19 protein-coding genes are annotated in these 24132 nt (G+C 68.8%); 18 read left to right on the top strand and 1 reads right to left on the bottom strand.

The annotated features are described in order from the left end of the window. Positions 1–7 precede the first annotated feature (7 nt). Both FHY06_RS09950 and FHY06_RS09945 read left to right on the top strand, forming a co-directional pair. Complete coding sequence (locus tag FHY06_RS09950) at positions 8–1231, top strand: class I SAM-dependent rRNA methyltransferase (RefSeq protein WP_132796662.1); 1224 nt, start codon at positions 8–10, stop codon at positions 1229–1231. A 109-nt stretch (positions 1232–1340) separates the two neighbouring features. Beyond that, positions 1341–2393, top strand: a complete 1053-nt coding sequence (locus FHY06_RS09945) for a CobW family GTP-binding protein (protein ID WP_019656743.1) — start codon at positions 1341–1343, stop codon at positions 2391–2393. A gap of 109 nt (positions 2394–2502) precedes the next feature. On the opposite strand, the gene FHY06_RS09940 is transcribed toward FHY06_RS09945, so the two are convergent. After that, positions 2503–4008 (bottom strand): YdgA family protein, encoded by a 1506-nt coding sequence (locus FHY06_RS09940; RefSeq protein ID WP_260310210.1) that lies wholly within the window; start codon positions 4006–4008, stop codon positions 2503–2505. A 288-nt stretch (positions 4009–4296) separates the two neighbouring features. Here FHY06_RS09940 and dksA point away from each other — a divergent pair, with 288 nt between their 5' ends. From dksA to FHY06_RS09860, 16 genes are all read left to right on the top strand, one after another. Next, positions 4297–5379, top strand: coding sequence for an RNA polymerase-binding protein DksA (gene dksA, locus FHY06_RS34810; protein ID WP_260310209.1), 1083 nt, complete (start codon positions 4297–4299; stop codon positions 5377–5379). 48 nt (positions 5380–5427) lie between these two features. Beyond that, a complete protein-coding gene (locus FHY06_RS09930) occupies positions 5428–7110 on the top strand; it encodes an STAS domain-containing protein (protein WP_184604704.1) in 1683 nt (560 codons plus the stop codon). Positions 7111–7166: 56 nt separating this feature from the next. Next, complete coding sequence (gene hslV, locus FHY06_RS09925; RefSeq protein WP_019656748.1) at positions 7167–7712, top strand: ATP-dependent protease subunit HslV; 546 nt, start codon at positions 7167–7169, stop codon at positions 7710–7712. Between the two features lie 2 nt (positions 7713–7714). Beyond that, positions 7715–9043, top strand: coding sequence for an ATP-dependent protease ATPase subunit HslU (hslU, locus tag FHY06_RS09920; RefSeq protein ID WP_019656749.1), 1329 nt, complete (start codon positions 7715–7717; stop codon positions 9041–9043). A gap of 271 nt (positions 9044–9314) precedes the next feature. Next, on the top strand, positions 9315–9743 hold the full coding sequence (mraZ, locus tag FHY06_RS09915; RefSeq protein ID WP_026346603.1) for a division/cell wall cluster transcriptional repressor MraZ: 429 nt from the start codon (positions 9315–9317) through the stop codon (positions 9741–9743). A gap of 8 nt (positions 9744–9751) precedes the next feature. Next, the gene (rsmH, locus tag FHY06_RS09910) at positions 9752–10675 is read left to right on the top strand and encodes a 16S rRNA (cytosine(1402)-N(4))-methyltransferase RsmH (protein WP_126182525.1); all 924 of its coding nucleotides are present in this window, start codon (positions 9752–9754) and stop codon (positions 10673–10675) included. Between the two features lie 117 nt (positions 10676–10792). Further along, a complete protein-coding gene (gene ftsL / locus FHY06_RS09905; protein WP_132752224.1) occupies positions 10793–11158 on the top strand; it encodes a cell division protein FtsL in 366 nt (121 codons plus the stop codon). After that, positions 11155–12909 carry a peptidoglycan D,D-transpeptidase FtsI family protein gene (locus FHY06_RS09900; protein WP_019656753.1) on the top strand — a complete coding sequence of 585 codons (1755 nt, stop codon included), beginning with the start codon at positions 11155–11157 and terminating at the stop codon, positions 12907–12909. The genes ftsL and FHY06_RS09900 overlap by 4 nt, the downstream gene beginning before the upstream one ends. A 2-nt stretch (positions 12910–12911) precedes the next feature. Beyond that, positions 12912–14471, top strand: coding sequence for a UDP-N-acetylmuramoyl-L-alanyl-D-glutamate--2,6-diaminopimelate ligase (locus FHY06_RS09895; protein WP_019656754.1), 1560 nt, complete (start codon positions 12912–12914; stop codon positions 14469–14471). After that, positions 14468–15913 (top strand): UDP-N-acetylmuramoyl-tripeptide--D-alanyl-D-alanine ligase, encoded by a 1446-nt coding sequence (locus FHY06_RS09890; protein ID WP_184604702.1) that lies wholly within the window; start codon positions 14468–14470, stop codon positions 15911–15913. The genes FHY06_RS09895 and FHY06_RS09890 overlap by 4 nt, the downstream gene beginning before the upstream one ends. A gap of 15 nt (positions 15914–15928) precedes the next feature. After that, positions 15929–17107, top strand: a complete 1179-nt coding sequence (gene mraY / locus FHY06_RS09885) for a phospho-N-acetylmuramoyl-pentapeptide-transferase (protein WP_019656756.1) — start codon at positions 15929–15931, stop codon at positions 17105–17107. 22 nt (positions 17108–17129) lie between these two features. Then, positions 17130–19340 carry a UDP-N-acetylmuramoyl-L-alanine--D-glutamate ligase gene (gene murD, locus FHY06_RS09880; protein WP_184604700.1) on the top strand — a complete coding sequence of 737 codons (2211 nt, stop codon included), beginning with the start codon at positions 17130–17132 and terminating at the stop codon, positions 19338–19340. After that, positions 19337–20635, top strand: a complete 1299-nt coding sequence (ftsW, locus tag FHY06_RS09875) for a putative lipid II flippase FtsW (protein WP_019656758.1) — start codon at positions 19337–19339, stop codon at positions 20633–20635. The genes murD and ftsW overlap by 4 nt, the downstream gene beginning before the upstream one ends. Beyond that, positions 20632–21696 (top strand): undecaprenyldiphospho-muramoylpentapeptide beta-N-acetylglucosaminyltransferase, encoded by a 1065-nt coding sequence (gene murG / locus FHY06_RS09870; protein ID WP_019656759.1) that lies wholly within the window; start codon positions 20632–20634, stop codon positions 21694–21696. The genes ftsW and murG overlap by 4 nt, the downstream gene beginning before the upstream one ends. Then, positions 21693–23162: a UDP-N-acetylmuramate--L-alanine ligase gene (murC, locus tag FHY06_RS09865; protein ID WP_126182531.1), complete on the top strand. Its 1470-nt coding sequence runs from the start codon at positions 21693–21695 to the stop codon at positions 23160–23162. The genes murG and murC overlap by 4 nt, the downstream gene beginning before the upstream one ends. Beyond that, on the top strand, positions 23159–24130 hold the full coding sequence (locus FHY06_RS09860) for a D-alanine--D-alanine ligase (RefSeq protein WP_126182532.1): 972 nt from the start codon (positions 23159–23161) through the stop codon (positions 24128–24130). Before murC ends, FHY06_RS09860 begins: the two co-directional genes overlap by 4 nt. Positions 24131–24132 lie beyond the last annotated feature (2 nt).

Here is a 24132-nt window from a genome sequence, read left to right as displayed (position 1 = left end):
AGAAACAATGAAAACCCTTCGCCTCAAGCCCGGCAAGGAGCGCTCGCTGCAGCGCCGCCATCCCTGGGTGTTCGAATCCGCCATCGCGCGCGGCGGCGCCGACTCCGGCGAGACGGTGCGCGTCGAATCGCACGACGGCACCTTTCTCGCATGGGCCGCCTTCAGCCCTCTTTCCAAGATCCGCGCGCGGGCCTGGAGCTTCACCGAGACGCAGCGCATCGATGCGGCCTTCCTCGCCTCGCTGTGCGCCCGCGCAGTGGCCGCGCGAGGCCTGTTCGACCTGCAGAGCGACGGCGTGCGGCTGGTGCACGGCGAGGCCGACGGACTGCCGGGGCTGATCGTCGACCGCTACGGCGACACGCTGGTGGCGCAGTTCCTCTCGGCCGGCGTGGAGCGCTGGAAGGGCGCGCTGGCCGATGCGCTGCTGAAGGCCACGGGTCTTTCGAAGCTCTACGAGCGCTCCGACGCGAGCGGCCGCGAGCGCGAGGGCCTGAAGCCGGTCACCGGCTGGCTGCGCGGCGAAGGGCCGACCGAAATCGTCATCCGCGAGCATGGCTGGAAGCTGTCGCTGGACGTCGCCACCGGCCACAAGACCGGCTTCTACCTCGACCAGCGCGACAGCCGCCAGCGCTTCGCCGAGCTGGCGCAGCACCGGCGCTTCAGGCGCGTGCTGAACTGCTTCTGCTACACGGGCGGGTTCACCGTGGCGGCACTGGCGGGGCTGAAGGCCGCGGGCGCGCTCGAGGGCGCGCAGCTGGTGTCGGTCGATTCGTCGCTGCCGGCGCTGGAGCGGGCGAGGGGGCATCTGGCGCTCAACGGCTTCGATGCCGCCGGCGGGCAGGGCATCGAGGCCGAGTTCCTCGACGCGAACGTCAACACGGTGCTGCGCGAGTTCATCGACCAGGGCCGCACCTTCGACGCCATCGTGCTCGATCCGCCCAAGTTCGCGCCCACCGTGGCGCATGCCGAGCGGGCCTCGCGGGCCTACAAGGACATCAACCGGCTGGCGCTGAAGATCTTGGAGCCGGGCGGGGTGCTCCTGACCTTCTCGTGCTCGGGCGGCATCAGCGCCGACCTGTTCCACAAGATCGTGGCCTCGGCGGGGCTCGATGCGGGCGTGGACGGCTACATCGCCGAGCGGCTGGGTGCTGCGCCCGACCATCCGATGACCATCGAATTCCCGGAAGGCGAATACCTGAAGGGGCTGGTGGTGGTCAGGAAGCCTGCCTGAACGGCGCTTGACCCTGCCGGCAACGCAACTCAGTGGCATTGGCTAAACTGCCGGGCCGCGCCTTCCACGGCCCCCATTTCCCGTTTTCCGCTTCCGGAGCACTTTCCCCATGGCCCTCATTCCCGCGACCATCCTCACCGGCTTTCTCGGCTCGGGCAAGACCACGCTGCTCAAACGCATCCTGACCGAGGCCCACGGCCAGAAGATCGCGGTCATCGAGAACGAGTTCGGCGAGGAGAACATCGACAGCGACATCCTCGTGACGGAGTCGAAGGAGCAGATCGTGCAGATGAGCAACGGCTGCGTCTGCTGCACCATCCGCGAAGACCTGCGCGAGGCGCTGCAGCTGCTGGCCGCCAAGAAGCGCCAGGGCCTGCTCGACTTCGACCGCGTGGTGATCGAGACCACCGGCCTGGCCGACCCCGGCCCCGTGGCCCAGACCTTCTTCATGGACGACGAGATCGCCGAGAGCTACCTGCTCGACTCGATCCTCACGCTGGTGGATGCCAAGCACGCGCCGCAGCAGCTCAACGACCGCCAGGAAGCGCGCCGCCAGGTGGGCTTCGCTGATCAGATCTTCATCAGCAAGAGCGACCTGGTCTCGGCCGAGGAGACCGACGCGCTGATCCACCGCCTGAAGCACATGAACCCGCGCGCGCCGCAGCAGAAGGCGCATTTCGGCGAAGTGCCGCTCAAGGACATCTTCGACCTGCGCGGCTTCAACCTGAACGCCAAGCTCGACATCGACCCCGACTTCCTCAAGGAAGACGACCACGATCATCACCACCATGACCACGAGCATGGCGAGCACTGCGACCACCCCTCGCACAAGCACGACGGCCATGGCCACCATCACCACGTGGACGACGACGTGAAGAGCTTCGTCTACAAGGCCGACCGCGCCTTCGACCCTGCCAAGCTGGAAGACTTCCTGGGCGCGATCGTCAACATCTACGGCCCGCGCATGCTGCGCTACAAGGGCGTGCTGAACATGAAGGGCACCGAGCGCAAGGTGATCTTCCAGGGCGTGCACCAGCTCATGGGCAGCGACCTGGGCCCGGAATGGGGCAAGGACGAGGCGCGCCAGAGCCGCATGGTGTTCATCGGCATCGAGCTGCCGCGCGAGATCCTGGAGCAGGGCCTGGAGCAGTGCCTGGTCTAGGCTGACCCCCAGGCTGCGCGCACTTCGTGTCGCTGCGCCAACCCCCTTTCAGGGGGCAACACCGGTGGCCCGGCAAAGCCGGTTCCACGGTGTTTCCCGACGAACCCGGCTACTTGCCCGAGCCGTTCATGCCGGGCGCCTCGCCCAGCGGCTTGCCGTTGACCTTCAGGGCGCCTTCGCTGAACTCCACCTGGGCGGTGACGTCGTCGCCGTCGCGCTTCACGAAGCCGCTTTGCTCGCCCTGTTCGACCAGGCCGGCCACCATTTCGGGCGGGGGCGTCTGGCCGCTCTCTGCACCGGTCTCGGCCAGCTTCTCGAGCCACTTCATGGGCAGCCGCGCGTGGGCCTTGAGCACGCCGCGCTTCATCATCAGCGCCGTGCCCGGCAGCTGCAGGTCTTCGTCCGTCACGCCGGCCATGCCGGCCGAGTAGCCGAGCTCGGCGCGCTTGCCGTCGATCTCGACCAGCATCTTGTCGATGCCGGCCTCGGGCGCGTACTTGGCCATGGCCTTGAGGTCGGGCGTGAGCTGCTCGACCAGCGCCTGCATGGCCGCCTGGGAAGCCTTGCTGCCGCCCTTGCCGCAGCTGTTGGCGGCGCTGGACTGCATCCATGCGTCGGCCAGCTTCCTGTAGCCGGCGCCGTGGATGCGGCGCGCGCCGCTGGTCAGTTCGAACTTGTCGATCTTCGTATTGCCGATCTTGCCGGTGCCCCTGAGCGTGCCGGTGGAGGCGTAGAGGCCGTCCTTGATGCTTGCGTCGCCCACCAGGTCGATGCCCTGCAGAACGACGGGCGGCAGCGCCTTCGGCGGTTCGGCGCCGTCCTCGGCCGCCTTCTTCGAAACGGTGAATTCCAGGGTGTCGAGCCGGCCCTCGGTTTTGCCGGTGGCCAGGAACCAGCCGGCGCTGCTGTCCAGGTCGGCCTTGGCGACGAGCTTGCCCATCTTCATGGTCACGCCGCTCTTCGCGTCGCTGAAGTCGAGGCCGGGCATGCTCAGGTCGTAGCGGGCGTGGGTGCGCGCGGCGTTCACCTCCACGCGGGCCTGCACGCCCTGCCAGTCGAGGCGGCCCTTGCCGTCCTCGGCCAACTTGGCGGGCGCGACCGTCAGGTCGGTGGTGAAGGCGCCATCGAAGCCGACCTTGGTGCGCGCCGACAGGGGCCTGGCCTCGCCGAACAGCTTCTTCGCCTCGGCCCGGGCCTTGTCGTCGAGCACCAGTTCGCTGTCGATGGTGGCGGCCGCCAGCGTGCCGCCGGCCAGCGGGCCGTGGTGGATGGTGTCGCGGATGGTCAGGCGCAGCTGCTTCGGCGGCTTGATGGCGGAGTCGCCGTCTTCCTCGGCCTGCTCTTCTTCGTCTTCGGCCGGGTCGGCGGCGGGCTGCTGCGCGCTTGCCGCGGCATTGGCCGCGCAGCCGATCTCCAGCGTGACGGTGCTGACCGCGCCCAGGAAGCCGCGCTCGTACTTGCGCTCGGTCACGCGCACCAGGGCGGTCTGCTTCGGCAGCTCGTCCAGTGCGGCGTCGTAGCGCGACTTGATCTGCGAACCGGCCCACCAGGTGCTGCCGCCGTAGGCGACGGCGATGGCTGCGGCCAGGACTCCCAAAACTGCTTTCTTGTTCAAGGCTCGTGCTTTCTTGTATGTCTTGCGATCGATCGGAGTGATCGGATAGGCCCCCGGCGCCATATGGACAAGGCGCCGGAGCCGCGCGCCGCCCCCTCCGGCGGCGCCGCGCGATGCTAACGGAGTCGGACGGCACGCCGAACATGTCCCGCGCCTTCGAGTTCTCTATACAATCGCGCGCCTGTTTCGCAAGCCACGTCCTGATCCCAGGGACAAGATGTGACTTCCGGCATGGGGCGCCGTACGTTTCTGGCGGGCTTTCGGGGGTATAACCCCGGGGTTCGCCACATGGCGGGCACCCCGACAACGGGGGCCTGTGCGGCCGGAGGCCGCAAGGGCGCCCATGGGAGGAGGCACCCAGTGAAAGCGCGTTCCAGTTCGTCCAAGGAGCCAGTCACCGTGAAGAAACCCGCCGCCAAGGCCACGCCAGCAACCAAGCCCGCCGCCAAGAAGGCGCCGGCTGCGAAGCAGGCTGTACCTGCGGCCGCGAAGGCTTCCGGTTCCGCGACCAAGGAGAAGAGCGAGAAGAGCGCCCCGTCCAAGAAGCCCGCAGCGCCGCCGGCCAAGGCCGCGACCGCTGCGACAAAGAAGTCCGCCAAGCCTGCAACTGCCGCCACGAAGAGCGCGGACGCGGGCGCATCGTCATCCAAACCTGTCGGCCGTCCTGCGGCTGTTTCTTCTGTTCCCCCGATCCCCATGAAAAAAACGGCTGCCGCCTCCACTTCCGCTCCGGCGACACCCTCGATGCCCGCCCAAACCCCCGCGCCAGCTCCCGCCGCGCGTGGCGGCCGCGTGTCCCGGCTGTCGCAACTGACCGTCCCCTCGATGCCGCAGTCGGTGGCGTCGACGGCCGCCAAGTCCACCTTCTCCCCGACCCATTCCAACGCGCTGGTGCCTCCGCCGCCCCTCGCCATCAAGAAAGATCCGAAACTGGCCAACAACTGGAAAACCAAATCGCCCGCCGAACTGACCGATGCCGAAGTCATCGCGATGCCGGACGACGAGTACATGAACGAAAAGCAGATGGCGTTCTTCCGCCTGAAGCTCGAAGCGCTCAAGCGCGGCATCCTCGAGAACGCCGGCGAGACCACCGAGCACCTGCGTGAAGACACGGTGGTCGTTCCCGATCCGGCCGACCGCGCCACCATCGAGGAGGAACATGCCCTCGAACTGCGCACCCGCGACCGCGAGCGCAAGCTGCTCAAGAAGATCGAGCAGTCGATCCAGCGCATCGACGCCGGCGACTACGGCTACTGCGACGAGACCGGCGAGCCCATCGGTGTCGGCCGCCTGCTGGCCCGCCCGACGGCGACGCTGTCGCTCGAGGCGCAGCAGCGCCGCGAGCTGAAGCAGAAGATGTTCGGGGACTGAAGCACTCCGAGGTAGATAAGAGCCAGCGTCTTCGATAGCCTTTTCCGAATGCCAAAGGAAGATACGGGCCGCCTTCTGTCCAAGGTGGCCAAGTTTGTCCGCAATCCCCTCAAGGATTGGTCGGAGCTGGACGCGCCTTCCTCCTCCAATGCGGCCTCGGACTCCTCGCTGCCCGCGCAGACCTACAGCCGGGAGATGCTCAAGGAGATGATCGAGCGGCGCCAGCGCAACGATTTCGTGCGCCGGCGCGAGTTCGACATGCTGCGCAAGCTGCGCCAGCGCGAGGCCGCCGCGCATGCCTTCGAGGCGACGGTCACGCCGTCCTCCTTCAACGTCAACAGTTCCTCCGAGAGGCTGGAGGGCCGCGCGCTCACGCTCAAGAAGATCGACGAGATCGAGCAGCAGATGTCGCAGCAGTGGTGGAAGGGGCGCGGGCCGAATGGCGAGACGCTGGTGAACCCGCCTCCCGAGGCCGGCGCCGAGACCCTGCCGCCGGTGGACACCGACGAACTGCTGTCGGAGCCCGCGCCGCCATCCCTGGCGGTGGAGGCGCCGCAGGGTGGCGCCGAGCCCGATGCCGCGCCGGCCGTGGCGCCCGGCGTGCCGCTGATGTCGTCCCGCCTGGCCCATGACGGCGCGCTCGAGGAGGCCGTGATCCGCTTCGCCCACGGCGACGACACCGGCGCCGAGGCGATCCTGCTGCAGGCCCTGGCTTCCCCGCCCGACAGCGTGTCGCCCGTCGAGAGCGCGAGCGACGCAACCAACGAGCGCGACGACAACCGCTGGCGCGCACTCTTCGACCTGTACCGTGCCACCGGCGATGCCGCCAAGTTCGCCGCCGCGCGCATGCGCTATGCGCAGCGCATGCGCCGCATGGGGCCCGACTGGGTCTCGCTCGAGGAACTGGCGCGCAGCGTCAAGGCCGTCACCGCCAGCGAGGAGGCTGCCGGCCTCACCGAAGGCGGCGCTTCCGCCGACTGGACCTGCCCGGCCCGCCTGGCGCGCGAGGGCCTCATCGAGCTGACGCGCGCGCTGTCGAAGGCGGGCCCCGTGTGGACGCTCGACTGGCGCGGCCTGCAGGCCATAGAGCCCGAGGCTGCCGCGCCGCTGCGCGTGCTGTTCAACCACTGGGCCGATTCGCCCGTGCAGCTTCGATTCATGGGCTCGGCGCAGCTGCTGGCGGTGCTGTCCGAAGCCGCGCCCAACAACGAGCGCAGCATCGACGACGTCTGGTGGCAGCTGCACCTGGCAGCGCTGCGCCTGATGCACCTGCCCGACGACTTCGAGCTGGTGGCGCTCAATTACTGCATCACCTACGAGGTGTCGCCGCCCGCCTGGCAGGACCCGAAGGGCGAATGCACCACGCTGGCTGCACCGCCTGCGAGCCGGCCGAGCTCGGTCTGGTCGCTGCTGTCAGTCGGCGGCGATTCCGAGAGCTTTCCTTCCACCGACAGCGGCTTCGCCGCGCTGGCAGGCGATCTGCGCGGCGAGTCGCTGTCGTGCTGGCAGCGGCTGGACCACGACCTGCGCCACACCACGGCGCCCGTCATCTCGTGCGCGGCGCTGCTGCGCATGGACCTCGCCGCCGCGGGCACGCTGCTGAGCTGGGTTCGAGCGCGCGACGCCAACGGCGAGCGCGTTCAGTTCGTCGATGCGCACCGGCTCATCGCGGCGCTGTTCAACCTGGTAGGCATAGCCGATCACGCCACCGTGGCGGTTAGGAAAAACTAAAAAGCGCGCCGCCTTGCGGCGGTTGCATTGCCGTCGCGCACCCCCAGATGGCTGCGATGGAACAGTTTCACGGCACCACCATCGTGAGCGTGCGCCGCAAGACCCCCCAGGGCGACCAGGTCGCCATCGGCGGGGACGGGCAGGTCACTCTCGGCAACATCGTCATCAAGGGCTCGGCGCGCAAGGTGCGCCGCCTGTATCACGGCAAGGTGCTTGCCGGCTTCGCGGGCGCCACGGCGGACGCCTTCACGCTCTTCGAGCGTTTCGAGGCCAAGCTCGAGAAGCACCAGGGGCACCTGACCCGCGCCGCGGTCGAGCTCACCAAGGACTGGCGCACCGACCGCGTGCTGCGCAAGCTCGAAGCGATGCTTGCCGTGGCCGACGCCACCACCTCCCTCATCATCACCGGCAATGGCGACGTGCTGGAGCCCGAAGACGGCGTGATCGCCATCGGCTCGGGCGGCGCGTATGCCCAGTCGGCGGCCAAGGCGCTGATCGAGAACACCGAGCTTTCGGCCGAGCAGATCGTGCGCAAATCGCTGGCGATCGCCGGAGAAATCTGCATTTACACGAACATGAACCACACGGTGGAAGCGCTCTGACCATGTCCATGACCCCCCAGGAGATCGTCTCCGAGCTCGACAACCACATCGTCGGCCAGCCGGCCGCCAAGCGCGCGGTGGCCATCGCGCTGCGCAACCGCTGGCGCCGCCAGCAGGTCGACGAGAAGCTGCGCCACGAGATCACCCCGAAGAACATCCTCATGATCGGCCCCACGGGCGTGGGCAAGACCGAGATCGCCCGCCGCCTCGCGCGCCTGGCCGACGCGCCCTTCATCAAGGTCGAGGCCACCAAGTTCACCGAAGTGGGCTACGTGGGCAAGGACGTCGATTCGATCATCCGCGACCTGGCCGAGATCGCCGTCAAGCAGACCCGCGAGGCCGAGAGCATCAAGGTGCGCGCGCGCGCCGAGGACGCCGCCGAGGAGCGCATCCTCGACGTGCTGCTGCCCCAGGCGCGCAGCGCCGACGGCACCTCCACCGCGACCGACACCAGCAACGCCACCCGCCAGGCCTTCCGCAAGAAGCTGCGCGAGCACCAGCTCGACGACAAGGAGATCGAACTCGACCTCGCCGAGACCCGCGCCCCGCTGGAGATCATGGGCCCGGCCGGGATGGAGGAAATGACCGAGCAGCTGCGCGGCATGTTCGGCCAGCTCGGCGGCGGCAAGCGCAAGACGCGCAAGCTCAAGATCGCCGAGGCGATGCGCCTGCTGACCGACGAGGAAGCGGCCAAGCTGGTCAACGAGGACGAGATCCGCACGCAGGCGATCGCCAATGCCGAGCAGAACGGCATCGTCTTCATCGACGAGATCGACAAGGTCGCAACCCGCAGCGAAGCCCAGGGCTCCGACGTGTCGCGCCAGGGCGTGCAGCGCGACCTGCTGCCGCTGGTGGAGGGCACTGCCGTCAGCACCAAGTACGGCGTGGTGCGCACCGACCACATGCTGTTCATCGCGAGCGGCGCCTTCCACCTGAGCAAGCCCAGCGACCTCATCCCGGAGCTGCAGGGGCGCTTTCCGATCCGCGTGGAGCTGCAGTCGCTCTCGGTGGCGGACTTCGAGAGCATCCTCACGCAGACGCGCGCATCGCTCGTCAAGCAGTACCAGGCGCTGCTTGCCACCGAGGGCGTGACGCTCGAATTCACGCCCGAGGGCGTGAACCGGCTGGCCACCATCGCCTTCGAGGTGAACGAGCGCACCGAGAACATCGGCGCACGGCGCCTGTCGACCGTGATGGAGCGCCTGCTGGATGAGGTAAGCTTCGACGCGACCCGCCTCGAAGGGCAATCGATCCGCATCGATGCCGCCTACGTCGACCAGCGCCTTGCGGCACTAAGTCACGACGAAGACCTTTCGCGCTTCATCCTCTGAAGCCGCTTCTCTTCCCCCTGTAACGGGGGAATCCTTCACGCATCACTTTCATTGCGTGAGCTAAGTACTTCATTTTCAACGAAATTCGCCGGTTCCAAGGATTTGGAATCGGCGCTAAGTCGTTGATTCCATTACAAAAAATAGCCCAAACGGCCAGTTGCTTCCGAAGTGTTTCCTGCTACAGTGCAAAAAAGTGCAGTTAAGTGGGAAAAAGTGCGATTAGTGCCCCTTCCGGGTGCCGCAGCACTCCCAACACAGGGGTTTCGTGGTCGTGTTTCAAGGCGCTTCATCGCTCAGTCTGGATGCCAAGGGGCGGCTCTCCGTGCCGACCCGGCATCGTGACGTCCTGAGCGCGACGGCAGGCGGCCAGCTCACGATCACCAAGCATCCGCACGGATGCCTGATGGTGTTCCCCCGTCCCGAATGGGAGAAGTTCCGCGAGCGCATCGCCGCGCTGCCGATGTCGGCGCAGTGGTGGAAGCGCGTCTTCCTGGGCAATGCCATGGACGTCGAGATGGACGGCACCGGCCGCGTCCTCGTCTCCCCCGAGCTGCGCGCGGCCACCGGCATCACGCGCGAGACGCTGCTGCTGGGCATGGGCAACCACTTCGAACTCTGGGACAAGGCCACCTACGAGGCCAAGGAGGCCGAGGCCACCCAGGGCGAGATGCCGGACGTATTCCAGGACTTCGCGTTCTGAGGGGCACCGTGAACACGCCCTGGACCCACACGACCGTCTTGCTCGGCGAGGCGGTGGAAGCTCTTCTATCCGGCAGCTCCGCGGCTGCTGGCACCTACGTGGACGCCACCTTCGGAAGAGGAGGTCACGCGCGCGCGATCCTCGCGCGGCTGGCGCCGGAAGGCAGGCTCATCGCGTTCGACAAGGATGCGGAAGCAGTGGCCGAAGCAGCGCGCATCTCCGATGCGCGTTTTTCCATCCGGCACCAGGGATTCCGTTCGATCGGCGAGCTGCCCGAGGCGAGCGTCGCGGGCCTGCTCATGGACCTGGGCGTGAGCTCGCCGCAGATCGACAACCCGGTGCGCGGTTTCAGTTTTCGTTTCGATGGCCCGCTCGACATGCGCATGGACACCACGCGCGGGGAGAGCGTGGCCGAGTGGCTGGCGACGGCCGAACTACAGCAGATTGCAGAGGTGATCCGTGACTATGGCGAAGAACGGTTTGCTGTTCAGATTGCAAAGGCGATTGTTGCTCGCCGACAAGAACGGGGCCCAATTTCAACCACCACCGAACTGGCCGAGCTCGTGGCTGGCACGGTCAAAACCCGCGAGCCGGGCCAGAACCCTGCAACGCGCACATTTCAGGCTTTTCGGATTTTCATCAACGCCGAGCTTGAAGAGCTGCAACAGGCGCTAGAAGCCAGCCTTTCGGTGCTGAAGCCCGGCGGACGGCTCGCGGTCATCAGCTTCCATTCGCTGGAGGACCGCATCGTCAAGCAGTTCATCGCGAAGCATTCGAAGGAGGTCTACGACCGCCGCGCGCCTTTCGCCGCGCCCAAGGCCATGAAGCTGCGCGCGCTGGAGCGCATCAAGCCCTCCGAAGCCGAGGTGAGCGGGAATCCGCGGGCGCGCAGCGCCATCCTTCGCGTCGCTGAACGCACGGAGGCTGCATGAAGCCCGTCTCCAGCCTTCGCGCGCTTCGTGTCGCATCGTCGCCCCCCTTCCGGCGGCAGCACCAGCGGCCCGGCAAAGCAGGTTCCGCGGTGTCCTTCGAAAGAAAGGGACGCTGACATGGCCCGGATCAACCTGCTCCTGCTGCTGGCCGTCATCGCGACGGCTTTGTACCTTGTGCACACCCAGTACCTGTCGCGCCAGCTCTACACCGAGCTCGACCGCGCGCAGCAGGACGCCCGCCGCCTCGAGACCGAGCGCGACCGCCTGCAGGTCGAGAAGCGCGCGCAGGCCACGCCGCTGCGCGTGGAGAAGCTCGCCAAGGAGCAGCTGCAGATGCGCACCACCTCGCCGGCGATCACGCAGTACGTGCGCCCCGACGGCTCGGTGATTCCCGCGGTCGCGCCCGTGGCGCCGGCTGCACCGGCGACCGCCACCACCAGGCCGGCGGCCAAGCCGGCCGCCGCAGCGAGGGCCACACGATGAGCCGAGGCAACCGCAGCGTGCGCTACACCACCAGCCCCCTGCTCGCGAGCAAGACGCCGGTGTGGCGCAGCAAGCTCATCGTCGCCGGCATCGCCTTCGGCTTCCTGGTGCTGGCCGGGCGTGCGGCCTACGTGCAGGTGATCGGCAACAGCTTCTTCCAGCGGCAGGGCGAGGTGCGCTTCGCGCGCACGCTGGAGCTGCCGGCCAACCGCGGCCGCATCCTCGACCGCAACGGGCTCATCCTCGCCTCGAGCGTGGTGGCGCCCAGCATCTGGGCCATCCCGGAGGACATCGAGCGCGACGACCCCGAGGTGCGCGCCAAGCTCAAGCAGGTGGCCAAGCTGCTGGAGATGCCGCAGAAGGAGTTCGACAAGAAGCTGGAGGACGAGGACAAGACCTTCGTCTGGATCAAGCGCCAGGTCGACGAGCCCATCGCCAAGCAGATCGCGGCGATGAACCTCAAGGGCATCTACCAGCGCAAGGAATACAAGCGCCAGTACCCCGAGGGCGAGGCCGCCGCGCACGTGGTGGGCTTCACCAACGTGGAGGACAGCGGCCAGGAAGGCATCGAGCTGGCCTTCAACAAGGACCTGGCGGGCAAGGCCGGCTCGCGCCGCGTCATCAAGGACCGCCTCGGCCGCGTGGTCGAGGGCGTGGGCGAGACCGTGCCCCCGGTCGACGGCAAGGACATCCAGCTCAGCGTCGACAGCAAGGTGCAGTTCTTCGCCTACCAGAAGCTGCGCGACGCCGTGACCGCGCGCAAGGCCAAGGCCGGCAGCGTGGTGGTGCTCGATTCGGTTACCGGCGAGGTGCTGGCGCTGGCCAACTACCCGAGCTACGTGCCCGACAAGCGCCAGAACCTCACGGGCGAGCAGCTTCGCAACCGCGCGATCACCGACACCTTCGAGCCCGGCTCGACCATGAAGCCGATCACGGTGGCCATGGCGCTGGAAGCCGGCCGCGTGAAGCCCTCGACCCTGATCGAGACCGGCCCCGGCCGCTACCAGATCGGCGGCTTCACCATCAGCGACACGCACAACTACGGCACGCTGACGGTCGAGGGCGTCATCCAGAAGTCGAGCAACGTCGGCGCGCTCAAGATCGCCCAGAAGATGAGCCCGCACGAGATGTGGGACACCTACACGGCGCTGGGCTACGGCCAGAAGCCGCAGATCCAGTTCCCCGGCGCCGTCACCGGCCGCCTGCGTCCCTGGAAGACCTGGAAGCCGGTCGAGCAGGCCACCATGGCCTACGGCTACGGCCTGTCGGCTTCGCTGTTCCAGATGGCGCATTCGTACACCGCCTTCGCGCACGACGGTTCGCTCATCCCGGTGACGATCCTGAAGAACGCCGAACCGCCGAACGGCGTGCGCGTGTTCTCGCCTTCCAATGCACTGGCGGTTCGCAAGATGCTGCAGATGGCCGCCGGCCCCGGCGGCACCGGCACGCGTGCGCAGACGGTCGGCTATTCGGTCGGCGGCAAGTCGGGCACGGCCCACAAGCAGGTCGGCAAGGGCTACGCCAGCAACAAGTACCGCGCGTGGTTCACCGGCATGGCGCCGATCGAGAAGCCGCGCATCATCGTCGCGGTGATGATCGACGAGCCCAGCGACGGCCAGTATTTCGGCGGCCTGGCGGCCGCTCCCGTGTTCAGCGAGGTCGTGCAGCAGACGCTGCGCATGATGAACGTACCGCCCGACCTGGCGGTCAAACCGCTTGTGATGACGCAGGGCGTCGACGAGAGCTTCTGAACATGCTGACCTTCACTTCCCCCCAACTGGCCGCCGCCTGGCTGAAGGAGCGTGCGCCGCAGGCCGACCTGCACGCCGACAGCCGCGCCGTGCGCGCGGGCGACGTGTTCATCGCCTGGCCGGGCGCCGCCACCGACGGGCGCAAGCATGTGGCGTCCGCGCTCGCGCAGGGCGCCGCCGTGTGCCTGGTGGAGCACGAGGGCGTCGAGCCCTTCGGCTTCGACGGCGATGAGCGCATCGTGAGCTACCCCGGCCTGAAGGCCGCCACCGGCCCGATCGCCTCGGCCTTCTACGACAACCCCTCGGCCATGCTCGAGCTGCTGGCCGTGACGGGAACCAACGGCAAGACCTCCACCGCCTGGTGGCTGGCCGAATCGCTTTCCACGCTGCGCGTGGCCGGCGGCGTGCGCGTGATGAAGCCCGACGGCACCATGCAGCGCGACGCCCCGTCGCCCTGCGCGGTCATGGGCACGCTGGGCATCGGCGTGCCGCCCGAGCTGACCTACACCGGCCTCACCACGCCCGACCCGGTGATGATGCAGCGCGAGCTGCGCTCGCTCGTCACGCGCGGCTTCGGGGCCTGCGCCATCGAGGCCTCGTCCATCGGCATCGCCGAGCGCCGCCTCGACGGCGCGCAGATCGCGGTGGCCGTGTTCACCAACTTCACGCAGGACCACCTCGACTACCACGGCAGCATGGATGCCTACTGGCAGGCCAAGGCAGAGCTGTTCCGCTGGCCCGGCCTGCGCGCCGCGGTGATCAACATCGACGACACCCACGGCGCCAGCCTCTGCGCGAACCTGATCGACGCCGGCATCGGCGCGCTCGACGTCTGGACCGTCTCGGCCGGCGGTAAGCCGGCCCGCCTCATGGCGCGCGACATCGGCTACGACGCGCAGGGCCTGCAGTTCTCGGTGGCCGAGCACGGCACGGCTGCCGTGGAGCGCCTGTCGACCGGGCTCATCGGCCAGTACAACGTCTCGAACCTGCTGGGCGTGCTCGGCACGCTGCGCGCGCTGGGCCTCACGCTGGCCCAGGCCGTGGCCGCCTGTGCCAACCTCACCAGCGTGCCCGGCCGCATGGACCGCGCGGGCTCCGGCGAAGGCGCTCCGCTTGCCGTGGTCGACTACGCCCACACGCCCGACGCGCTCGACAAGGCGCTGATCGGCCTGCGTCCGCTGGCGAAGCAGCGCGGCGGCGCGCTGTGGTGCCTGTTCGGCTGCGGCGGCGACCGCGACCCGATCAAGCGCCCGATGATGGCCGCCGTCGCCGAGCGCCAGGCCGATCGCGTGATCGTCACCAGCGACAACCCGCGCAGCGAGAAGCCCGACGCGATCATCAGCCAGGTGCTGCGCGGTTTCTCGCGCCCCGACGCGGCGCGGGTGCAACCCGACCGCGCGGCCGCCATCGCCGACGCGATCGCTCAGGCTGCGCCGCAGGACGTGGTGCTGATCGCGGGCAAGGGCCACGAGGCCTGGCAGGAAATCGCCGGCCAGCGCATCGAGTTCTCGGACAAGGCCCATGCGCTGCAGGCGCTGGCGAAGAGGGGGGGCGCGGCATGACCGGCATCACGACACCGCTGGACATCACCCTGGCCCGGATCCAGCAATGGATTCCGGGTTCGCGCCTGGTGGGCAGCGGCGACATCGTCATCGCCCGCGTGCACACCGACACGCGCACGCTCGCACCCGGCGACCTGTTCGTCGCGCTCAAGGGCGAGCGCTTCGACGCCAATGATTTCCTCTTGGAAGCCAAGGGGCAGGGCGCCGTGGCCGCCATCGCGCACCACGGCCTGGAGGCCGCGGGCCTCGCCGGCCTCGAAGTGGCCGATTCGCTGGCCGCGCTGGGTGCCCTCGGCGCCGGCTGGCGCGCGCAGTTCGACCTGCCGCTGATCGCCGTGACCGGCAGCAACGGCAAGACCACGGTCACGCAGATGATCGCGGCCGTGCTGTTCGCCTTCCGGGCCGAGCGCTCGCTCGCCACCGCGGGCAACTTCAACAACGAGATCGGCGTGCCGCTCACGCTGCTGCGCCTGCGCGCGCAGCACCAGCGCGCGGTGCTCGAGCTGGGCATGAACCATCCGGGCGAGATCGCGCGGCTGGCGGCCATCTCGCGCCCGACCATCGCGCTGGTCAACAACGCGCAGCGCGAGCACCAGGAATTCATGGCCACCGTCGAGGCGGTGGCCATCGAGAACGCCGCCGTGTTCGCGGTGCTGCCGGAAGACGGCACGGCCGTCTTCCCGTACGGCGACGAGTTCACCCCGCTGTGGACCGACATGGCCCACGCCGGTGGACCGCGCCGCTGCCTGACCTTCGGCGAGCACGAGGATGCAGACATCTCGCTGCTGGGCGCCGAATGGAAGCAGGGCGCCTGGGCCGTGAGCATCCGCACGCCGGTAGGCGCCTTCGATGCGCGGCTGCACATCGCGGGCCGGCACAACGTCGTCAACGCGCTCGCCGCGACGGCCTGCGCGCTCGCGGCGGGCGTGCCGCTGGAGACCATCGGCGCCGGGCTGTCGGCCTTCGAGCCGGTCAAGGGCCGTTCGCGTGCCAGCGAGCTCGCGCTGCCGGGCGGCCATGCGATCACGCTGGTCGACGACAGCTACAACGCCAACCCCGATTCCGTGATCGCCGCCATCGACGTGCTCGCCGCGCTGCCGGGCCCGCGCCTGCTGGTGCTGGGCGACATGGGCGAGGTGGGCGACCGCTCGCCCGAGTTCCACGCCGAGGTGGGCGAGCACGCCCGCCTGCGCGGCATCGAGTCCGTCTACACGCTGGGCGCCGCGACGGCGCACACCGTCGCCGCCTTCGGCGGTGCCGACGGGCGCCATTTCGAAGAGTTCGACGCGCTCGCCGCGGCCGTGCTCGCACGCCTGCCGCAGGCCGGCAGCGTGCTCGTCAAGGGATCGCGCTTCATGAAGATGGAGCGCGCGGTGCAGGTCGTCGAGCAGGCACGACAACAACAACCACAACAACAAGAGGAGGGCGGCCATGACGCATGAGCCGCGCGAAACCACATGCTGCTGACACTGGCCCAATGGCTGCAGACGCTGTCGCCCGAGTTCGGGTTCCTGCGCATCTTCCAGTACCTCACCTTCCGCGCGCTGATGGCCGCGCTGACGGCGCTCGTGGTCGGCCTGGTGGCCGGCCCCTACGTGATCCGCCGCCTCGCTGCGCTCAAGATCGGCCAGCCGGTGCGCGGCTACGGCATGGAGACGCACCTCACCAAGAGCGGCACGCCCACCATGGGCGGCGTGCTGGTGCTGTTCTCGATCGCCTTCGCCACGCTGCTGTGGTTCGACATCTCCAACAGGTTCGTGTGGATCGTGCTGTGGGTCACCATGGGCTTCGGCGCCATCGGCTGGGTGGACGACTGGCGCAAGGTGGTGCGCAAGGACCCGGAGGGCATGCGCTCGCGCGAGAAGTATTTCTGGCAGTCGGTGGTGGGGCTGATCGCGGCCTTCTACCTGCTCTTCAGCATCTCGGAGAGCTCCAACTGGCGCGTGGTGCAGCTGTTCTTCGCGTGGGTGCAGTCGGGCTTCGACCTCGACTTCCCGCCCAAGATCAACCTGCTGGTGCCCTTCTTCAAGGAAGTGAGCTATCCGCTGGGCGGCATCGGCTTCGTGATCCTCACCTACCTGGTGATCGTGGGCGCGAGCAACGCCGTGAACCTGACCGACGGCCTGGACGGGCTGGCGATCATGCCGGTGGTGATGGTGGGCTCGGCGCTGGGCGTGTTCGCCTACGTCACGGGCAGCGCGGTGTATTCCAAGTACCTGCTGTTCCCCAACATCCCCGGCTCGGGCGAGCTGCTGGTGTTCTGCTCGGCCATGGCCGGCGCGGGCCTGGCGTTCCTGTGGTTCAACACGCATCCGGCGCAGGTGTTCATGGGCGACGTGGGCGCGCTGGCGCTGGGCGGCGCGCTGGGCACCATCGCGGTCATCGTGCGCCAGGAGATCGTGTTCTTCATCATGGGCGGCATCTTCGTGGTCGAGGCGATCTCGGTGATGGCGCAGGTCACCTACTTCAAGTACACGAAGAAGCGCTTCGGCGAAGGCCGTCGCGTGCTGAAGATGGCGCCGCTGCACCATCACTTCGAGAAGAGCGGCTGGCGCGAGACGCAGGTCGTGGTGCGCTTCTGGATCATCACGATGCTGCTGTGTCTCGTGGGCCTTTCGACGCTGAAGCTGCGGTGAAAGAGAAAAGAAGAAGAAAAGCATGCGGCACCTGAAAGACCTCCCCGTCCTCATCCTCGGCCTCGGCGCGTCCGGGCTGGCGATGGCGCGCTGGTGCGCGCGCCACGGCGCGGTGGTGACCGTGGCGGACACGCGCGAGGCGCCGGCGCTGCTGGCCACGCTGCGCGAGGAACTGCCCGAAGTGACCTTCGTCGGCGGACCGTTCTCGGCCGCGCTGGTCGAAGGCACGCCGATCCGCGCCGTGTATCGCTCGCCGGGCCTGTCGCCCGCGACCATCGCGCCGGTGGCCGATGCCGCGCGTGCCGTGGGCCTGCCGGTCGGCGGCGAGCTGGATCTTTTCGCGCGTGCGTTGCTGGATCTGCGCACGGTCGAAGTGCCGGTGGTGGAAGCCGAGGCGGAACCCGAGGTCGAACCCGGGACGCAGACGCCGGCCGAGCCCGTGGCCGAAGCCCCTGTCGAAGTTTCAGAACCCGAGCCTCAGGCGCAACTGCCGCTGGACGAACCTGCAGCTGTCGAGCAGGCAGCTGTCGAAGCCGAGCCGGTGCAGCCGCCTGCCGCTCCTGCCGAAACCGAAGCGCCTGCCGCAGAAGCAGTCGCCGAACCCGCTCCCGAGCCGACCGTGCCCGCGCAGGCCGAAGCCATGCCGCGCGATCCGTCGATGAGCGTCGCCGTGCCGCAGCCGCAGGCCGAAGAATCGCCCGCGCCTGCCGAAGCCACAGAAGCCACGGAAGCCGTCGCGCAGCCGGCGACAGAACCTGCACCGGAAGCTGCCGACGCAGCCGCCACGGCCGAAGCGCCGCTGGCCCCCGAATCCGCCGCTTCCGAAGCGCCCGAAGCTCCGGCAGCTGCCGCCGCTCCCGCGCCCGCCACCGTGTCGCGCCTGCCCACCACCGGCAAGCCCTACGTCCCGACCGCAGCCAGGGAAGCCGCGGAGTTCGTCGCACGCCTCGCAGAGCTCGCCGCCACCAACCCGGCCTCGGCCGCCGTGGAGGAAGAACCCTCGCCGCAGCTCGAACTGGCCCCGCCCGTCGAGCCCGAGGCGCCCAAGGGCTACACGCCCGCCGTGCTGGCCATCACCGGCACCAACGGCAAGACGACCGTCACCTCGCTCACCGGCCAGCTGGTCGAGCGCGCGGGCAAGACAGTGGCCGTGGCCGGCAACATCGGACCGACGCTGCTCGACACGCTCGCGGCGCACATGGATGCCGACACGCTGCCCGACGTGTGGGTGCTGGAGCTGTCCAGCTTCCAGCTCGACGGCGTTCAGGGCTTCGAGCCCACGGCCGCCACGGTGCTCAACCTCACGCAGGACCACCTCGACTGGCACGGCGACATGGCCGCGTACGGTGCAGCCAAGGCGCGCATCTTCGGCGCGCGCGGGCTGATGATCCTCAACCGCGACGACGCCGGCGTGATGGCCATGCTGCCCGCGCCAGTCAAGGTCAAGCTGCAGCGTCCGCAGGTGCGCGCGCACATCACCTTCGGCTCCGCGATGCCGCAGCGCCCGGGCGACTACGGCATCGAGCGCGTCAACGGCATGTCGTGGCTGGTGCGCGCGCTGGAAGCCGACGAGACGCAGAAGCGCAAGCGCGGCGCCGTGGTCGAGGAAGAGATCTTCCTGCAGCGCCTGATGCCCGCCGACGCGCTGCGCATCCGCGGCCGCCACAACGCCATGAATGCGCTCGCGGCCCTGGCGCTGGCCAGCGCCGCCGGCTGCCCGCTGAACGCCATGCTCTACGGCCTGCGCGAGTACCAGGGCGAGCCGCACCGCGTGGAGCCGGTTTCGATCATCGACGAGGTCGAGTACTTCGACGACAGCAAGGGCACCAACGTCGGCGCCACGGCTGCGGCCCTGACGGGGCTGGGCGAGGAGCGCCGCGTGGTCGTCATCCTCGGCGGCGAAGGCAAGGGGCAGGACTTCGAGCCGCTCGCCGCGCCCGTGCGCCAGTACGCGCGGGCCGTGGTGCTCATCGGCCGCGACGCGCCGGTCATCGAGGCCGCGCTGGCATCGACCGGCGTCTCGCTGCTGCACGCCGCCTCGATGGACGAGGCGGTGAAGCTCGCCTCCGCGCGCGCCAACCCCGGCGATGCCGTGCTGCTGTCACCGGCCTGTGCGAGCTTCGACATGTTCAAGGACTACGCGCACCGCGCCGAGGTGTTCCGCGAGGCCGTGCAGGCCTACGCCGACAGCCCGCGCGGACTGGGCGATTCGACGACGGAGGAGCAGCTTTGAACTCTGCCGCATCGGGCGCCACGCCCAACGCACGCACCAGCCGCTTCGGGGGCTGGTTCAGGCGCGCGCGCAGCGGGATCGACTCGCTGCCCGTGCACCTGCCCGTGCGGCTGGGCGGCGCAGGCATCGCGCAGACCAAGGCCACGCCGATGCGCGTGCTGGGCTTCGACCAGGCGCTGGTCTGGGTCACGGTGGCGCTGCTGACCTGGGGCCTGATCATGGTGTATTCGGCCTCGATCGCGCTGCCCGACAACCCGCGCTTCGCGCGCGCCGGCTACAGCGCCTCCTACTTCCTCACGCGGCATGCGGCATCCATCGTGTTCGCCTTCGTCGCCGCGCTGCTGACCTTCCAGATCCCGATGAAGACCTGGGAGCGCGCCGCGCCCTGGCTCTTCGTGGCCTCGCTGCTGCTGCTGGTGGCGGTGCTCATTCCGCACATCGGCATCAACGTGAACGGCGCGCGCCGCTGGCTGCCGATGGGCTTCATGCGCTTCCAGCCCTCGGAGCTGGCCAAGCTCGCGATGGTGCTCTACGCCGCCAGCTACATGGTGCGCAAGATGGAGATCAAGGAGCGCTTCTTCCGCGCGGTGCTGCCGATGGGCGTGGCGGTGGTGGTGGTGGGCATGCTGGTGATGGCCGAGCCCGACATGGGCGCCTTCATGGTGATCGCCGTGATCGCCATGGGCATCCTGTTCCTGGGCGGCGTGAACGCGCGCATGTTCTTCCTGATCGCCGCGCTGGTGGTGGTGGCCTTCGGCACCATCGTCGCGAGCAGCCCGTGGCGCCGCGAGCGCATCTTCGCGTACCTCGATCCGTGGAGCGAGGAGCACGCGCTGGGCAAGGGCTACCAGCTGTCGCACTCTCTGATCGCCATCGGCCGCGGCGAGATCTTCGGCGTGGGCCTGGGCGGCAGCGTCGAGAAGCTGCACTGGCTGCCCGAGGCGCACACCGACTTCCTGCTGGCCGTGATCGGCGAGGAATTCGGCCTCGTCGGCGTGCTGCTGATCATCGGCCTGTTCCTCTGGCTCACGCGCCGCATCATGCACATCGGCCGCCAGGCCATCGCGCTCGACCGCGTGTTCTCGGGCCTCGTGGCCCAGGGCGTGGGCGTGTGGCTGGGCTTCCAGACCTTCATCAACATGGGCGTGAACCTCGGCGCACTGCCGACCAAGGGCCTGACGCTGCCGCTGATGAGCTTCGGCGGCTCGGCCATCTTGATGAACATGGTGGCGCTGGCGATCGTGCTGCGCATCGACTACGAAAACCGTGTCCTCATGCGCGGAGGCCGCGTATGACCGGCCGCACCGCACTCGTCATGGCCGGCGGCACCGGCGGCCACATCTTTCCCGGACTCGCGGTGGCCGAGGCCCTGCGCGAGCGCGGCTGGAAGGTGCACTGGCTCGGCGCGCCCGGCAGCATGGAAGAAAAGCTGGTGCCGCCGCGCGGCTTCGCCTTCGAGCCCGTGCAGTTCGGTGGCGTGCGCGGCAAGGGTCCGCTCACGCTGTTCCTGCTGCCGCTGAAGCTGCTGCGCGCCTTCTGGCAGAGCCTGGGCGTGGTGCGCCGCGTGAAGCCCGACGTGCTGGTGGGACTGGGCGGCTACATCACCTTCCCCGGCGGAATGATGGGCGTGCTGGTCGGCAAGCCGCTGGTGCTGCATGAGCAGAACTCGGTCGCAGGCCTCGCCAACAAGGTGCTGGCGGGCGTGGCCGACCGCGTGTTCACCGCCTTCCCCAACGTGCTGAAGAAGGCGCAATGGGTGGGCAACCCGCTGCGCGCGGCCTTCACCTCCAAGCCCGGACCGGCCGAGCGCTTTGCGGGCCGCACCGGTCCGCTGAAATTGCTGGTGGTGGGCGGCAGCCTCGGCGCGCGCGGCCTCAACACCGTGGTGCCGCAGGCGCTGGCCCGCATCGAGCCAGCCTCGCGCCCGCAGGTGCTGCACCAGAGCGGCGCCAAGCAGATCGACGAACTGCGCGCCAACTACGAGGCCGCTGGCGTCGAAGGCGAGCTCACGCCCTTCATCGAGGACACCGCGCAGGCGTACGCCGACGCCGACATGATCGTCGCGCGCGCGGGCGCCAGCACCGTCACAGAAATCGCGGCCGTCGGCGCAGCAGCGCTGTTCGTGCCTTTCCCCTCGGCGGTCGACGACCACCAGACCACCAACGCGCGCTTCCTCGTGGACGCGGGCGGCGGCTGGCTGGTGCAGCAGGCCGACCTCACTCCTGAATTGCTGGCTGACTTGCTACAGAAAACCGGGCGCGATGCGCTGATAGAGAAGGCCGCGAAGGCCAAGACCATGCAGAAGACCGAGGCGGTGGAAGCCGTCGTTAGAGCCTGCGAGGAGCTTGCAAGATGAAGCACGCGATTCGTCATATCCACTTCGTGGGCATCGGCGGCTCGGGCATGAGCGGCATCGCCGAGGTGCTGCTGAACCTGGGCTACAGGATTTCCGGTTCCGACCTGGCCGACAGCGCGACGCTGCGCCGGCTCGCGGGCCTGGGCATCGGCACCTTCGTGGGCCATGCCGCCGCGCACATCGAGGGTGCGGACGCGGTCGTCACATCGACGGCGGTGCAGTCCAACAACCCCGAGGTGCTGGCCGCGCGCGAGAAGCGCATTCCGGTCGTGCCGCGAGCACTCATGCTGGCCGAGCTGATGCGCCTGAAGCAGGGCATCGCCATCGCCGGCACGCACGGCAAGACTACGACCACCAGCCTGGTGGCGAGCGTGCTCGCGGCCGCCGGGCTCGATCCGACCTTCGTGATCGGCGGGCGCCTCAACAGCGCCGGCGCCAACGCGCAGCTCGGCTCCGGCGACTACATCGTGGTGGAAGCCGACGAGTCGGACGCCTCGTTCCTGAACCTGCTGCCGGTGATGGCGGTGGTCACGAACATCGACGCCGACCACATGGAGACCTACGGGCACGATTTCGCGAAGCTCAAGAAGGCTTTTGTCGACTTCCTGCACCGCATGCCGTTCTACGGCGTCGCCATTCTCTGCACCGACGATCCGGCGGTGCGCGAGATCGTGGCCGACGTGACCTGCCCGGTCACCAGCTACGGCTTCGGCGAGGACGCCCAGGTGCGCGCCATCGACGTACGCGCCGTCGGCGGCCAGATGCACTTCACCGCGCAGCGCCGCAACGGCGTGACGCTGCCCGACCTGCCCATCGTGCTGAACCTGCCGGGCGAGCACAACGTGCTCAATGCGCTGTCGGTGATCGCGGTGGCGGTCGAGCTCGGCATTTCCGACGAAGCGGTGCAGCGCGGGCTGGCCGGCTTCAAGGGCGTGGGCCGCCGCTTCCAGAGCTATGGCGAGGTCGCGGTGCAGGGTGAGGGCGCTTCGGGCACCTTCACCGTGATCGACGACTACGGCCATCACCCCGTGGAGATGGCCGCCACCATCGCCGCCGCTCGCGGCGCGTTCCCGGGCCGCCGCCTGGTGCTGGCCTTCCAGCCGCACCGCTACACCCGCACGCGCGACTGCTTCGAGGACTTCGTGAAGGTCATCGGCACGGCAGACGCGGTGCTGCTCGGCGAGGTCTATGCCGCCGGCGAGGCGCCCATCGTCGCAGCCGACGGCCGCACGCTGGCGCGCGCGCTGCGCGTGGCGGGCAAGGTCGAGCCGGTCTTCGTCGACGACATCGCCGCGATGCCGCGCGCCATCCTCGACAACGCCCGTCCGGGCGACGTGGTGCTCTCGATGGGCGCGGGCTCCATCGGCGCGGTGCCGGCCAAGGTGGTCGAGCTCGGCGCGGCGGCCGGTGCGGCCACCGCCCCTTCAACATCGGAGCGCGCCTCGCGCAAAGGGAGGGCCTCATGAGCCTCCAGGACCCCAAGCTCTTCGGCAAGGTCGCCGTGCTGTTCGGCGGCAGTTCGGCCGAACGCGAAATCTCGCTGATGTCGGGCACCGGCGTGCTCGAGGCGCTGCGCTCGCGCGGCGTGGATGCGCATGCCTTCGACCCGTCGCAGCGCGACCTGTCCGAACTCAAGCGCGACGGCTTCGCGCGCTGCTTCGTCGCGCTGCACGGCCGCCACGGCGAGGACGGCACCGTGCAGGGCGCGCTGGAGCTGCTCGGCATTCCCTACACCGGCTCGGGCGTGATGGCCTCCAGCGTGGCGATGGACAAGGTCATGACCAAGCGCATCTGGCAGGCCGACGGCCTGCCCACGCCCAAGTACGTGCGCCTGGCCTTCGACCAGCAGAGCCGCGAGCAGGTCATGGCGGTGCCCGACGTGCTGGGCCTGCCGCTGATCGTAAAGCCGCCGCGCGAAGGCTCGTCGATCGGCGTGACCAAGGTGCAGGGCTATTCGCAGATGCAGGACGCGGTGGCGCTGTCGGCCAAGTACGACGCCGACGTGCTGTGCGAGGAATTCATCGAGGGCGAGGAAGTGACCTGCGCCGTGCTCGGCCACGGGCTCGATGCGCGCGCGCTTCCGGTGGTGCGCATCGCCGCGCCCGAGGGCGCCTACGACTACCAGAACAAGTACTTCACCGACGACGTGAAGTACCAGTGCCCGAGCGGCCTGCCGCAAGCCGAGGAGCACGAGATCCAGCGCATCACGCTGGCCGCCTACCGCACGCTCGGCTGCCGCGGCTGGGGCCGCGCCGACGTGATGATCCGCGCCAGCGACCGCAAGCCCTTCCTGCTGGAGATGAACACCTCGCCCGGCATGACCAGCCACTCGCTGGTGCCGATGTCCGCGCGCGCCGCGGGCATTCCGTACGAGGAACTGTGCGTGCGCGTGCTGGCTTCCGCCACCCTGGACGCAACGGGAGGCTCGCTATAGCC

It is taken from the genome of Variovorax atrisoli, assembly GCF_014195185.1.
GTDB classification, from domain to species: Bacteria; Pseudomonadota; Gammaproteobacteria; order Burkholderiales; family Burkholderiaceae_C; genus Variovorax; species Variovorax atrisoli.
This window is presented reverse-complemented; position numbering and strand designations above follow the sequence as displayed.

Excerpts from the sequence above, each read along its gene's own strand:
- FHY06_RS09890 (WP_184604702.1), top strand. The coding sequence starts at position 14,468 with ATGACCGGCATCACGACACCGCTGGACATCACCCTGGCCCGGATCCAG.
- murC (WP_126182531.1), top strand. The coding sequence starts at position 21,693 with ATGAAGCACGCGATTCGTCATATCCACTTCGTGGGCATCGGCGGCTCG.
- murG (WP_019656759.1), top strand. The coding sequence starts at position 20,632 with ATGACCGGCCGCACCGCACTCGTCATGGCCGGCGGCACCGGCGGCCAC.
- hslV (WP_019656748.1), top strand. The coding sequence starts at position 7,167 with ATGGAACAGTTTCACGGCACCACCATCGTGAGCGTGCGCCGCAAGACC.
- FHY06_RS09895 (WP_019656754.1), top strand. The coding sequence starts at position 12,912 with ATGCTGACCTTCACTTCCCCCCAACTGGCCGCCGCCTGGCTGAAGGAG.
- hslU (WP_019656749.1), top strand. The coding sequence starts at position 7,715 with ATGTCCATGACCCCCCAGGAGATCGTCTCCGAGCTCGACAACCACATC.
- dksA (WP_260310209.1), top strand. The coding sequence starts at position 4,297 with ATGGCGGGCACCCCGACAACGGGGGCCTGTGCGGCCGGAGGCCGCAAG.
- FHY06_RS09945 (WP_019656743.1), top strand. The coding sequence starts at position 1,341 with ATGGCCCTCATTCCCGCGACCATCCTCACCGGCTTTCTCGGCTCGGGC.
- FHY06_RS09860 (WP_126182532.1), top strand. The coding sequence starts at position 23,159 with ATGAGCCTCCAGGACCCCAAGCTCTTCGGCAAGGTCGCCGTGCTGTTC.
- murD (WP_184604700.1), top strand. The coding sequence starts at position 17,130 with ATGCGGCACCTGAAAGACCTCCCCGTCCTCATCCTCGGCCTCGGCGCG.
- ftsL (WP_132752224.1), top strand. The coding sequence starts at position 10,793 with ATGGCCCGGATCAACCTGCTCCTGCTGCTGGCCGTCATCGCGACGGCT.
- FHY06_RS09930 (WP_184604704.1), top strand. The coding sequence starts at position 5,428 with ATGCCAAAGGAAGATACGGGCCGCCTTCTGTCCAAGGTGGCCAAGTTT.
- mraY (WP_019656756.1), top strand. The coding sequence starts at position 15,929 with ATGCTGCTGACACTGGCCCAATGGCTGCAGACGCTGTCGCCCGAGTTC.
- FHY06_RS09950 (WP_132796662.1), top strand. The coding sequence starts at position 8 with ATGAAAACCCTTCGCCTCAAGCCCGGCAAGGAGCGCTCGCTGCAGCGC.
- FHY06_RS09900 (WP_019656753.1), top strand. The coding sequence starts at position 11,155 with ATGAGCCGAGGCAACCGCAGCGTGCGCTACACCACCAGCCCCCTGCTC.